This is a genomic window from Suilimivivens aceti (genome assembly GCF_025567405.1).
Classification (GTDB): Bacteria; Bacillota; Clostridia; order Lachnospirales; family Lachnospiraceae; genus Suilimivivens; species Suilimivivens aceti.
Genome location: NZ_JAOQKJ010000007.1, coordinates 145,949 through 158,692 on the forward strand (window position 1 = coordinate 145,949; position 12,744 = coordinate 158,692).

Annotated in this window: 13 protein-coding genes; 12 read left to right on the forward strand and 1 reads right to left on the reverse strand. The window is 45.5% G+C overall.

The features are described from left to right. Positions 1 to 23: 23 nt before the first annotated feature. The 6 genes from OCV77_RS09870 (at position 24) to OCV77_RS09895 (ending at position 6,142) form a co-directional block, all read left to right on the forward strand. Positions 24 to 683: a GTP pyrophosphokinase gene (locus tag OCV77_RS09870; RefSeq protein WP_118798028.1), complete on the forward strand. Its 660-nt coding sequence runs from the start codon at positions 24 to 26 to the stop codon at positions 681 to 683. A 401-nt stretch (positions 684 to 1,084) separates the two neighbouring features. Next, positions 1,085 to 1,741, forward strand: coding sequence for a hypothetical protein (locus OCV77_RS09875; RefSeq protein ID WP_118798029.1), 657 nt, complete (start codon positions 1,085 to 1,087; stop codon positions 1,739 to 1,741). 18 nt (positions 1,742 to 1,759) lie between these two features. Beyond that, positions 1,760 to 2,323, forward strand: coding sequence for a flavin reductase family protein (locus tag OCV77_RS09880; protein WP_262574916.1), 564 nt, complete (start codon positions 1,760 to 1,762; stop codon positions 2,321 to 2,323). Positions 2,324 to 2,455: 132 nt separating this feature from the next. Then, positions 2,456 to 3,919, forward strand: coding sequence for a M23 family metallopeptidase (locus tag OCV77_RS09885; protein ID WP_262574917.1), 1,464 nt, complete (start codon positions 2,456 to 2,458; stop codon positions 3,917 to 3,919). Between the two features lie 157 nt (positions 3,920 to 4,076). Continuing rightward, positions 4,077 to 5,369, forward strand: coding sequence for a UDP-N-acetylglucosamine 1-carboxyvinyltransferase (locus OCV77_RS09890; RefSeq protein WP_262574918.1), 1,293 nt, complete (start codon positions 4,077 to 4,079; stop codon positions 5,367 to 5,369). A gap of 23 nt (positions 5,370 to 5,392) precedes the next feature. Beyond that, positions 5,393 to 6,142: a glycosyltransferase family 2 protein gene (locus OCV77_RS09895; RefSeq protein ID WP_262574919.1), complete on the forward strand. Its 750-nt coding sequence runs from the start codon at positions 5,393 to 5,395 to the stop codon at positions 6,140 to 6,142. Between the two features lie 51 nt (positions 6,143 to 6,193). Here the strand turns inward: OCV77_RS09895 and OCV77_RS09900 are convergent, their stop codons facing one another. Beyond that, the gene (locus OCV77_RS09900; protein WP_262574920.1) at positions 6,194 to 6,853 is read right to left on the reverse strand and encodes an HAD family hydrolase; all 660 of its coding nucleotides are present in this window, start codon (positions 6,851 to 6,853) and stop codon (positions 6,194 to 6,196) included. A gap of 176 nt (positions 6,854 to 7,029) precedes the next feature. Between OCV77_RS09900 and OCV77_RS09905 the strand changes: the two genes are divergently transcribed. The 6 genes from OCV77_RS09905 to OCV77_RS09930 are packed head-to-tail and all read left to right on the forward strand — an operon-like array spanning position 7,030 to position 12,732. Then, positions 7,030 to 7,809, forward strand: a complete 780-nt coding sequence (locus tag OCV77_RS09905) for a DeoR/GlpR family DNA-binding transcription regulator (RefSeq protein ID WP_262574922.1) — start codon at positions 7,030 to 7,032, stop codon at positions 7,807 to 7,809. 12 nt (positions 7,810 to 7,821) lie between these two features. Further along, the gene (locus OCV77_RS09910) at positions 7,822 to 8,628 is read left to right on the forward strand and encodes a BtpA/SgcQ family protein (RefSeq protein ID WP_118798036.1); all 807 of its coding nucleotides are present in this window, start codon (positions 7,822 to 7,824) and stop codon (positions 8,626 to 8,628) included. Between the two features lie 26 nt (positions 8,629 to 8,654). Further along, positions 8,655 to 9,269, forward strand: a complete 615-nt coding sequence (locus OCV77_RS09915) for a KpsF/GutQ family sugar-phosphate isomerase (protein ID WP_262574923.1) — start codon at positions 8,655 to 8,657, stop codon at positions 9,267 to 9,269. Further along, positions 9,266 to 9,991 (forward strand): glucosamine-6-phosphate deaminase, encoded by a 726-nt coding sequence (locus OCV77_RS09920; RefSeq protein WP_118798038.1) that lies wholly within the window; start codon positions 9,266 to 9,268, stop codon positions 9,989 to 9,991. Before OCV77_RS09915 ends, OCV77_RS09920 begins: the two co-directional genes overlap by 4 nt. Positions 9,992 to 10,001: 10 nt before the next feature. Then, positions 10,002 to 11,654 (forward strand): ribulokinase, encoded by a 1,653-nt coding sequence (locus tag OCV77_RS09925; protein WP_262574924.1) that lies wholly within the window; start codon positions 10,002 to 10,004, stop codon positions 11,652 to 11,654. 19 nt (positions 11,655 to 11,673) lie between these two features. Continuing rightward, complete coding sequence (locus OCV77_RS09930) at positions 11,674 to 12,732, forward strand: autoinducer 2 ABC transporter substrate-binding protein (RefSeq protein WP_118798040.1); 1,059 nt, start codon at positions 11,674 to 11,676, stop codon at positions 12,730 to 12,732. The last annotated feature ends 12 nt before the right edge of the window (positions 12,733 to 12,744 follow it).

The window sequence follows — 12,744 nt, forward strand, 5'->3', positions numbered from 1 at the left end:
GTATAGGGGCGGATGAAAACAGAATGGAATTAGTAGTACAGAGAGACAGCGATATTGACAACTGGAAAGAGGTCATGCTGATCTACAGTTCAGCACTGAAGCAGATCTCTACCAAGCTGGAAATATTGAATGACGAGTTTCAGCATGTGCACAGGTATAATCCTATTGAGCACATCAAATCAAGGGTGAAAACACCGGAGAGCATCGTCAAGAAATTAAAGAAGCACGGCTATGAATCAACGATCCAGAATATGGTCGAATATGTCAATGATATCGCAGGGATCAGAGTAATATGTTCCTTTACTTCAGATATTTACCAGATTGCAGAGATGATCAGGAACCAGAGTGATATCAAGGTGATCTCGATCAAGGATTATATTGTGAATCCTAAGAAAAGCGGCTATAAAAGCTATCATATGCTGGTCACCATACCGGTGTATCTGTCAGACCGGATCGTAGATACCAAGGTCGAGATCCAGATCAGGACAGTTGCCATGGATTTCTGGGCAAGCTTGGAGCATAAGATTAATTACAAGTTTGAAGGAAATGCACCGGATCATATCCGGAATGAGCTGGTAGAGTGTGCCAGGATGGTAGCTGAACTGGATGAAAGGATGCTTTCCCTGAATGAGGAGATCCAGATGATCCACCAGGGCAGCCAGACAGAAGAAGCAATAGTCTGAAGTCAGAGGCAAAAGGCTTTGTGATGAAAGTATCAGGAATGAGAACTGAAATAAAAAAGGGGCTGTGCCAGGAGGTGCAGCCCCTTTCGTAGGTGTTCCAGGGAGATCATCCGTATGTGCAGTCCATAAAATGAGGAGTGCCCGGATACATTGCTGCACCCGGGCTATTATGAAAAAATTTATCTACATTAGTCTTGCTCTTGATTTACTTATACTATACAGCATAATTATGAATAAATTATGAACGCATTGTGAAAATACGGTTAATTATAACAATGATATAAAAAGATGATGTCAAAAATTATGCATATTGCACAAAATGAGCTCGTATTGTCAAATGGCATCAAAAATGCTACAATAAAAACGTTATAATGTTTTTCGCGCCCGGGAGGAAGAAAACGATGGACAATTTTATGGATAAGATCACGCAGAAGCTGAATTCGCAGGATATGATCAGAGCCAATGCGGCAGCCGATGCAGCAGAGCTTGAAAATCTGGAAAATCAGGTAACCGTTTTTAAGGAACAGATAGAGAAATATGATGACTGTCTGCAGGAAATGAGACAGCTGAATCTGAGAAATATTGAAAGCGCCAAGGAAGTGAAGGATCTGACCAGACAGGCAGGAGAGAGCCTTGAGAAGACAGCCGGGGAAGTGGAGAGTGCTTCTGTAAGCCGCATCAAACAGACCTCGGATCTTTCTATAGCAGGTATCAACCAGACCGTAGCGGAGAGTCTTGCCAAGATTGCGGAGATCCAGGATAATTCCGGAAAGGACAATCTGGAGAAGATGACAGAGACCGTTTCCGGGCTGAAGAATATGCAGGATGAGGCATTTAAGTCCCTGGAAGATTTCCTCCATACTGACAATGTGAAGGTATATCGTAATGTACAGGCGGCTGTGATCGAAGAACTGGAGAAGCAGACAAATGAACTGAAGGAAGTACAGGAAAAGACTGCAAGAGGCAGTAAGGTATTGCTTCCCTTCGTTATTATTTCCATGATTCTGACACTGGCAAATACAGGGATCCTGGTAGCACAGATCCTTGGTTTATTCTGATTATAAAGGAGATCCCCTATGGCAAAACAAAGCTGGAAGCCGGGAAATATGTTATATCCACTGCCTGCAGTGCTTGTCAGTACAGCAGACAAAAAGGGAGGCACGAATCTTTTTACAGTAGCGTGGACAGGGACAATCTGCAGTGATCCGCCGATGGTTTCGATTTCTGTCCGTCCGGAACGCTATTCCTATTCCATGATCGTGGAGACAGGAGAGTTTGTCATTAATCTGACAACAGAGGAATTGACCTATGCCACGGATTATTGCGGTGTGAGAAGCGGCAGAGATGTAGATAAATGGAAAGAGGTAAAGCTGACTCCTGTTAAGGCAGATAAGGTACAGGCACCGCTTGTGGCAGAGAGCCCTGTAAATCTGGAGTGCAGAGTAACAAGGAGAATTCCCCTTGGAACCCACGATATGTTTCTGGCAGAGGTAGTGGCAGTCCATGCGGACGAAGCCTATATGGATGAAAAGGAAAAATTTTCCCTTGCCAAAGCAAATCCAATGGTGTATTCTCATGGAACATACTATGGTCTTGGCAAAGAGCTGGGAACATTTGGATACAGTGTAAGAAAGAAATAAAGGTTTATGAAGCATTATTCAAGTTATTATAAAAGATTACATGTTAGAAGAATTAAAATTGCAGTGCTGGCAGTAATTGTCAGCATGTTTTTTCTGCCCGTGTTTGTTAAATTTGAAAGAAGCGGGGATAATATGTTTAGAGTACTTCTGGATGGCGTTTCAGTAGGAACAGTTGCTTCGCCTGAAGAGGCGGAAGAATATGCCAGAGAAGCACGCAGACAGATTGCCAGCGACAGCAGTGAGCTGGTTCTGGTGGAGAGTAATATTGAACTGCAGGGACAGGAAGTTCTTTTTGGAAGGACAGATGATCCTGATGAGATCGTATCCAGGATGGCGATGGTACTGGCAGATAATGTCCGTGAGACCATGAACCGTTCCTATGTTGTCAAGATCAATGATTTTATGATCAATCTGGCCAGCAAGGAAGAAGTGACGCAGGTTCTTCAGGCAGCACTTGACAAATATGATACGGCAGAAACTGGAAGCTATAAGGCTGAGCTTTTGCTGGATCCTGCGAGAGAGCTGCCGGTACTGACAGCCAGAGTAGTATCTGAGGAAGAAGCAAAGGAACAGGAAGAAATCAAGGAGGCAGTCAGCTTAAGCGCCGGTATGGATGCGGAGCTGGATGCTGTATTTGAAGCAGTACAGCCGAAGGTGGAAAAGGATTTTGAAGATTATGATCTCGGGCTGATCTCCATGGATTTTGGAGATACCGTAGAGGTGGCGGAGGCTTATCTTTTAGCTGAGGAACTGACGGATGTAAATGATGCTATTGAGATGGTAACCAAGGATCAGGAGAAAAACGAGGTCTACGAGGTACAGTCCGGAGATACGCTTTCCGGCATTTCGCTGAAAACAGACATTCCACTGGACAAGCTGGTGGAAATGAATGCTTCACTGGAAGATGAAAATTCCATGATCCGTGCCGGGGAAGAGCTGGTGATCATGGTGCCAAGGCCTGAGCTTACTGTAACCAGGCAGGAGGAGCTTTACTACGAAGAGGATTATGAAGCAGACATTATCTATATAGATAATGATGAATGGTATACGACCGAGAAGAAGACATTACAGGAGCCTTCTGCCGGACACAGGAAGGTGGTGGCCATAGTTTCTTTTGAAAACGATCAGAAGGTCGGTACAGAGATCATCAAGGAAGAGATCACGTATCAGGCTGTACCGAAGATCGTGGAGCGCGGGACCAAGATACCGCCTACTTATATTAAGCCCATTTCCGGTGGACGGTTAAGCTCCAATTTCGGAAGAAGAAGTGCGCCAAAGCGTGGAGCGAGCACCTACCATAAGGGCGTTGACTGGGCAACACCGACAGGAACTGCAGTAGTGGCATCCTCTGGTGGTACGGTTGCCAAGGCCGGATGGGGAAGCGGTTATGGATACGTGGTATACATCAATCATCCAGATGGCAGACAGACCAGATATGGACATCTGAGTAAGGTTCTGGTATCGGCAGGACAGACGGTGTCCCAGGGACAGAAGATCGCACTGAGCGGTAATACCGGTATCAGTACGGGACCACACCTTCACTTTGAGATCCTGATCGGTGGCAGTCAGGTGAATCCGTTGAAGTATCTTAACTGACAGGAAACTATGACCAGATGTCAGAACGGATGTTTGAGATTTACAAAATGCGGAAATATGTTATACTTAGAACAAGCGTGCAATGAGCCCAGAGGGTATCTCCGGGCTCTGACAATGAGATTTTTCGTTTGATTTTGATATAGATAGAGGGAATACGATGGAACAGTATGCAATCAAGGGCGGCAATCCTCTGGTTGGCGAGGTAGAGATCGGCGGTGCGAAGAATGCGGCACTTGCGATCCTTGCGGCAGCAGCCATGACGGAAGAAACCGTAGTGATAGAAAATGTGCCGGATCTCCGTGACACAGCGGCAATGCTGGAAGCCATGGAAAGCATAGGCATCAGAATAGAGAAGCTGGACAGACATACAGTAAAGATTAATGCAGGCATGATTGAAAGTCTGGTCGTTGAGGACGACAGTATTAAGAAGATCAGGGCCTCTTATTATTTTTTGGGGGCACTTCTTGGTAAGTTCAAGAAGGCGGAGGTGGCACTTCCCGGCGGATGCAATATCGGGCTCAGGCCCATTGACCAGCATATCAAGGGATTCCGTGCACTTGGTGCTGATGTAAGGATCGAGAGAGGACTTGTCATCACTGAAGCAGACAGACTTGTGGGAAGCCATATTTATCTGGATGTAGTTACTGTAGGCGCTACCATTAATATCATGATGGCGGCAGCGATGGCAGAAGGTCAGACGATCATTGAAAATGCAGCCAAAGAACCTCATGTAGTAGATGTGGCCAATTTCCTGAACAGTATGGGAGCTTCTATTAAAGGAGCAGGTACAGATGTGATCAGGATCAAGGGAGTAAAGGCGCTTCATGGTACGGAATACGCAATTATTCCGGATCAGATCGAGGCCGGAACCTTTATGTTTGCAGCTGCAGTGACAAGAGGAGATGTTACTGTAAAGAATGTCATTCCCAAGCACCTGGAGTCCATCAGTGCAAAGCTGATAGAGATCGGCTGTGAAGTGGAGGAATCTGATGATGCGGTCAGAGTAGTTGCAAGCAAGCCACTGACCCATACTCATGTCAAGACACTTCCCTATCCCGGATTTCCAACAGATATGCAGCCGCAGATCACCATGGCACTTGGATTATCCAAAGGCACCAGCATTGTAACAGAGAGTATTTTTGAAAACCGTTTCAAATATGTGGATGAGCTGACCCGGATGGGAGCCAATATTAAGGTAGAGAGCAACACAGCGATCATTGATGGCGTACAGAAGTACACCGGTGCAAGCCTTACTGCACCAGATCTCCGTGCAGGTGCAGCACTTGTGACGGCGGCACTTGCAGCAGAGGGTGTTTCTACGATTGATGATATTAAATTTATTGAAAGAGGATATGAGGATTTCCCTGAAAAGCTGCAGAGCCTTGGCGCACAGATCGAAAAGGTTGTAACAGAGAGAGAGCTGCAGAAATTCCGCCTGAAGATCGGGTGAATTCTATATCCGGAGGAACCATTTTGAAAACAGTATCTTTGATCCTTACTACCTATAACAGTGGGAAAAATCTTGCTTCAACCCTGGAGAGCATCGAGAAGCAGGATTATCCTGATATAGAGGTAAATATCAAGGACGGCGGTTCGACAGATGACACTATAAAAATGATTAAAGAATACAAAGAGAGGAGCAGATACCTGGTGAACTGGGTATCCAGATCTGATGAGGGCATTTATGATGCCATGAATCAGGGCTATGCTCTTTCTAGTGGTGATATTATTGTATTCTTTAATGATTTTTTTTTATGTCATGATGCTGTATCCAAAATGGCGGCTCTGATCGAAGGAGATACCGGCTGCGTCGGAGCACATGCAGACCTTATTTATGCTGACGGAGAAAAAATCGTCAGATACTGGAAGATGGGGCCGCAGAAGAGCCTGTATGCCGGCTGGATGCCAGGTCATCCTACGCTCTTCCTGAAAAGGGAGGTCTATGAGAACTATGGTCTTTATAAGACCGAATACAGGATCGCTGCAGACTATGAATTCATGATCCGCTTTCTGAAGGATGGCCGGAACCGTCTTGCTTATCTTCCGGAGAATATTATCCGCATGTACTACGGGGGAACCAGCACCTCCAGTACGGGCAGCTATCTGGCATCCCTGAAGGAGGGACACCAGGCACTGAAGGAGAACGGTCTCCGGTTTGCTTTCGTGATCGACGTGCTCCGTACCCTGCGGGTGCTGCTTCAGTTTGTGAAGCGGCCTTCGTGAAGCCTCCCTGCAGACGATTTCTGACAGAGTATGTCAAAATAAAACAAACCATCATACCAGGTGGTAGGTTTCTTTTAAATAGGGAATAATATCTGAGATGCAGGAATAAATGCGGAATGCTTTTTCCTGCATTTCTTTATCGGGGGCAATCTGATCCGGAACCATAATCGGAATAAAGTCTCCATTATGGGCAGCCCGGATCCCGTTGTAGGAGTCCTCACAGACATAACAGTGGGAAGGCGGTGTGTTAAGCCTTCTGGAAGCCTCTAAAAAGATATCCGGGTATGGCTTGGATCTTTCTACTTCGTTGCCGCACACGATCGTATCAAAGCGGTGCAGCAGATTTTCCTTTGACAAAAGGGCAGATGCAACTTCTCTGTGGCTGGAGGTTGCAACTGCCTTTTTGATATGGTGGTCATCCAGAAAATCCAGAAGCGTAAGGACACCTCCTTTAATGCCTGCACCATGGGCAGAAACATACCTTACGATCTCTTCATCAATATGGCTGTTGATCTCCTTGATTGGCTGATCAGGATATTTGGCAGAGAGATACGAGATGATCGCAGCGTTGGATTTTCCGACAACGTGCAGATAATCGTCATCAGCTTCCTGCTCGCTTATGAAATTATAGACAATCGGCCAGACCTTTCTTGCAATAGTTTCTGTATCCAAAATCAGTCCATCCATGTCAAAAATAAAAGAAAATTGCATAAATACCTCCGTTTACTATGAATTTTGCAATATTTGAGTTAAAATCTATCATATACTATCATAAACAATCATGCTGGATATTGCAATAGTTTGAAAGAATTTGAAAGTATTTAAAATAAAATATTGCAAAAGATTGCAATGTGTGATAAATTAAACTCAAGAAAGGAAAACAAAACATGGTACAAACAAACAATTCAATACCAGCAGGACGTCAGCAGAGGATCATGGATTTCTTATCTGTAAATGACAGCATCTCTATCAAGGAGGCAGCAGAGCTCTGCAATGTGTCAGAGGCGACAGCAAGAAGAGACCTGGATGATATGGCACTCACAGATCTTGTAGAGAGAACCCATGGAGGAGCGATTCTTCACCGGGGAACCGGCTTTGAGGCGATCCACTCCGAGAAACAGACCGTCATGATACCGGAAAAGAAGAAAATAGCCAAAGCAGCTGCTGAGCTGGTAAGGGATGGAGACAGTATCTTCCTTGATTCCGGAACAACCGCTTGTGTGCTGGCAGAGCAGTTGTCAACAGTGAAACGTCTGACTATCGTAACGAACAATCTGGACATTGCATATGCTGCAAAAATGGATCCGAGTTCCACGATGATCGTAACCGGTGGTTTCAGACGGGATGGCTACAATGTGCTGGTCGGAGATATAGGAGAAGAATTCATCAAAAAGCTGTACGTGGACATTGCCTTTCTGGGAGCCGATGCAGTCAATGTAGAGAAAGGAGTATTCAACTCAAACTTTCTGGAGATCGGAATCAAAAAGAGTATTCTGAACTGTGGAAAGAAGAGGGTCATGATCTCTGACTGCAGTAAATTTTCGAAGAAAGCACTTGCGAAGGTTTGTGACATCGAAGATTTTGACTGTATTATCACAGACGAAGGCATCGGGGAGGAAAAACGAAAAGTATTGGAAGAAAAGATACCACGGCTGATCGTGGTATAAGAAAGGAAGGTTATGAGCTGGTTAAAAGAAGTCATCGGAACAGAAAAGGCAATTATTGCCATGCTGCATATGCAGCCCATGCCCGGAGATCCTTATTTTGATAAAGCGAAAGGAATGAAATGGGTAATTGAAAAGGCAAGGGAGGATCTGGATGCCCTGCAGGAGGGTGGCGTAGATGCCATTATGTTTAGTAACGAATACAGTCTTCCTTACCTGACAGATGTTAAGAAGGAAACAGTAGCAGCCATGGCGAGAGTCATTGGTGAGCTTCAGCCGGAGATCAGGATTCCTTATGGAGTCAATGTGTTATGGGATCCGAAAGCATCCCTGGATCTGGCAGCCGCAACAGATGCGAAATTCATCAGAGAGATCTTTACCGGTGTTTATGCCAGTGATTTTGGAATCTGGGATACCAATTGTGGTGAGACCGTCAGACATCAGAGAGCTATCGGTGCAGAAAATGTAAAGCTGTTATTCAATATCGTACCGGAGGCAGCAGCCTATCTTGCAGCACGTGATATTAAGCAGATTGCCAAATCAACAGTATTTAACTGCAGACCGGATGCCCTCTGCGTATCAGGACTGACTGCAGGAAGCGCAACGGATGCGGGAATTCTGGATGAGGTAAAGAAGACGGTTCCGGATACGGTAGTGCTTGCTAATACTGGCTGCAGGATCGATACTATCGAAAAGCTTCTTCAGATTGCAGATGGTGCAGTGGTTGGAACAACGTTTAAATATGATGGTAAGTTCGAGAATCAGGTGGACCGTACACGTGTCAAGGCATTTATGGATGTGGTTAAAAAGACGAGAAGCTAGTAAGACAGAAGTGGAAGGAGAAATACATGATTTCAGGAGAAGAAATTTACAAGAGTGCATTACATACCTTTGCCAATGAAGCACATGCCGTAGCGGAGCTGGCAAATACAGTAGATAAGGACAACTATATTAAGGCAGTACAGATGATCGCAGAATGCAAGGGCAGGATCATCACAACCGGATGCGGTACATCAGGTGCCTGTGCAAAGAAGGTATCCCAGGTATTTAACTGTGTGGACAGGGCTTCCCAGTTTTTAAATCCTGCAGATGCACCCCATGGTGATTATGGTATGATCCGTGAAGGAGATATCATTATTATTATTTCCAAAGGCGGTAAGACAACAGAAATGATCAATCTGATCCCCGTTGCAAAGCTTCGCGGGGCGAAGATCATTACAGTAACAGAAAATCCGGATTCTCCGATCGCTAAAGAAAGCGACCTGAATCTGATCCTTCATACAGGACCGGAGGCATGTCCTTACCAGTGTCTTTCCACCACATCAGTTACAGCTGTATTTGCACTGTTTGATGCGATTTCCATTGGCTGTATGCTGTATAACGGTATTGACAAGGATTACTTCAAGGTAGTTCATCCTGCTGGCGGTGTCGGAGCTATGCTGGCTGCGGAGGCAGAGGCATGAAACTGATCGTTACGGAAAGCTATGAAGAAAGCAGCCGTGTGGCAGCAGATCTTTACAAAAATGTCATTGAGCATAAAAGAAATGCGCTGATAGGGCTCGCAACAGGAAGTACGCCGATTGGAATGTATGAATGTCTGGTCGATGACTATAAAAGGGGACTGATTGATTTTTCAGAGATCAGAACCGTAAACCTGGATGAATATGAAGGACTGGCAAGAGACCATGACCAGAGCTTTGGTTATTTCATGGATCAGCACTTTTTTTCAAAAGTGAACCTGAAGGAAGAAAATATCTTTCTGGTAGATGGTGCGGCGGATGCAGCGAAACAGGAAAAAAGATTCAATGATTTTCTGAAGGATAATAAGATCGATATTCAGATACTGGGAATCGGCAATAATGGACATATTGGATTTAATGAGCCGGACAGCTATTTTACGGCATCTGCACACAAGGTAGAACTGGCAGAGGAAACGATCAAGGCAAATGCAAGGTTCTTTGAAAAGGAATCAGACGTGCCAAGAAGTGCCATTACCATGGGTATGTATGGAATTGCTACCGCAGCGAAGGTAATACTGGTGGCAACCGGAGCAGCAAAAGCCCCGGCGATCAAGAAACTGTTGGAAAGTGATCATGTGGATCCGCAGCTTCCCTGCAGCATCCTTCATATCTGTGAGGATGCAACAGTGATTGTTGATAAGGATCTGTATGAACTGACGAAGTAGGCATAAAAGTATGGGAAGTTACGCATTTGGTTTTGATTTTGGAACGCTGTCCTGCAGAGGGATTGCCATTGATCTGGAAACCGGACAGGTGGCAGCGACAGCAGAAGAAAAATATGCACATGGTGTGATCAATGGGAAAATGTATCATGCAGATATTCCTCTGCAGAAGGACTGGAATCTGCAGGATCCCATGGACTGGCTGTTCTGTATCTGCCAGATCTCAAAAAGGATGCTGAAGGATGGTAATATCAGACCGGAAGAGGTAAAAAGCATAGGTACAGATTTTACGAGCTGTACGCTGCTTCCTGTAAAAAAGGATGGAACGCCTTTGTGTGAGCTGGCAGAGTTCCGGGATAAGCCAAATGCCTGGCCTAAGCTCTGGAAGCATCATGGGGCACAGAAATATGCAGAGGAAATTGAAGCGTATGCAAAGGAGCATACTACCTGGCTGAAGGATTATTTCGGCGGAGCGGTTTCCTCAGAATGGGTATTTCCAAAGCTTCTGCAGGTGCTCAGGGAGAATCCGGAAATATATGATGCAGCAGATTATTTTATGGAAGCTGTGGATTATATCGTAATGGCTCTGACCGGAAGGGTAACAAGGTGCAGTGCAGCACTGGGGGTTAACTGCTTCTGGGTAAAGGGGCAGGGATATCCTGATCCGGAGTTCCTTAAGGCTATTGATCCCGGTCTTACAGATGTTACAGAAACAAAGCTGGCAGGGGAGATCCTTACCGTAGGAGATCCTGCCGGACATCTTACAGAGGATATGGCTGCACGGATGGGGCTCACCACAGAGGCAGTAGTAGCAGCAGGACACAGTGACGGAGCAGTGGCAGGATGCGGCGCTGGTGTAACAGAAAGCGGAAGTATGATACTGGTAATGGGAACCAGTACCTGTCATCAGATGATGTACAAGGACTACCATGCATTTGAAGGGCTGTGCTCGATCGCTGCAGATGGTATGGTGCCTGGGCTCTATGGATATGAGTCAGGACAGCCTGCCACAGGAGATATTTTTCAGTGGTTTGCAGATACGGGGGTACCGGAAAGATATTACCGGGAAGCAGAAGAGAAAAAGCAAAGTATTTTACAGTACTTAGGTGAGCTTGCTGCTAAGATAGAACCGGGTACAACGGGGTTGGTAGCACTGGACTGGTTCAATGGAAACAGAAGTATCCTTTCCAATTATAATCTGTCCGGACTTATCGTAGGTCTTACACTGGATACCAGAACAGAAGAAATCTACCGTACACTGGTAGAGGCCAATATATTTGGTTCCAAAAGAATCCTGGATAATTACGAAGAGAATGGTGTTCCGATTTCCTATATCTATGCGGTAGGTGGGATCGCCAGAAAGAGCCCCTGGATCATGCAGATGTGTGCGGATGCTTTTGGAAAAGAAGTGATCGTGCCGCTTGTTGATAATGTACCGGCTCACGGGGCGGCGGTATGCGGGGCAGTAGCCCTTGGAAAAGAAGGAAAGGGAGAGGGCTTTGCTACCTTTAAGGAAGCGACAGAGGTCATGATCCCGAAGGACAGACAGGTTTATAGACCGGATGCAGAAAAGACGAAGGCTTATGCAAAGGTCTATGAAGCTTATAAGAAACTATATGATATGTTTGGCAAGGATGATTCTTTTATGAAGAATCTCCGGAAATGAGAGCAAAGGAGGAATGCTTATGAAAAAGAAACTGGTAGCACTGTCACTTACACTTGCCATGCTGACTTCAGTGGTTATGGGCTGCGGAGGAAGCAGCACAGAAACAGCATCAACAGAAAATGCGGCGACAGAAAATGCGGATGAGACAACGGCCTCTGGAGGTGGTTATACGATCGCCACAGTTGTAAAGGATATGTCAGATCCATGGGCTCTGCGTCATGAAGAGGGTGTAAAGGAATATGCGGCAGAAACAGGAAATAACTGTTATGCAAAGGGACCTGCAAAGACAGATTCGGCAGAACAGATCCAGGTGATCGAGCAGCTGATCTCTCAGGATATTGATGCCCTGTGCGTTGTCCCGATTGATCCGGAAGCATGTACACCTGTACTGCAGAAGGCAAGAGATAAGGGTATTGTAGTGATCACCCATGAAGCAGAAGGCTTTGAGGCATGTGATTATGATCTGGAAGCTTTCAATAATAAGGAATATGGCGAAGCCATGATGGATGAGCTTGCCAAGGCTATGAATTATGAAGGAAAATATGTGACCATGGTTGCGTTCCTTTCCTCTGTATCCCACAATGACTGGATGGATGCAGCAGTAGCACATCAGAAGGAAGCATATCCCAATATGGAGCTGATTCCTGAAGAAAGACTGGAATGCGAAGATAACATGAACATGGCTTACGAGAAGGCCAAGGAAATCATAAAGAAGTACCCGGATATCAAGGGCTTCCTTGGGGCTTCCAGCTATGATCCGCCCGGAGCAGCAAAGGCAATTGACGAGCTTGGCATGACAGGTCAGATCTTTGCAGTAGGAACCGGTGTGGCATCTGTATCAGGTCCTTATCTGGAATCCGGATCCAATCCCTGTGTTCTTTGCTGGGATCCTGCTCTTTCAGGAAAGGCTATGTGCCAGCTGGCAGTAATGGTGCTTAATGGAGAGAAGGATAAGATTCAGACCGGCCTTGATCTTGGTATCGATGGTTATAACAGTGTCAATGTAAATGGCACAGATATCAGCGGTAATGCGATCCTTGTTATTAATAAGGATAACATGTCTGAATACAAGTTCTAAAGAAGACAGTAA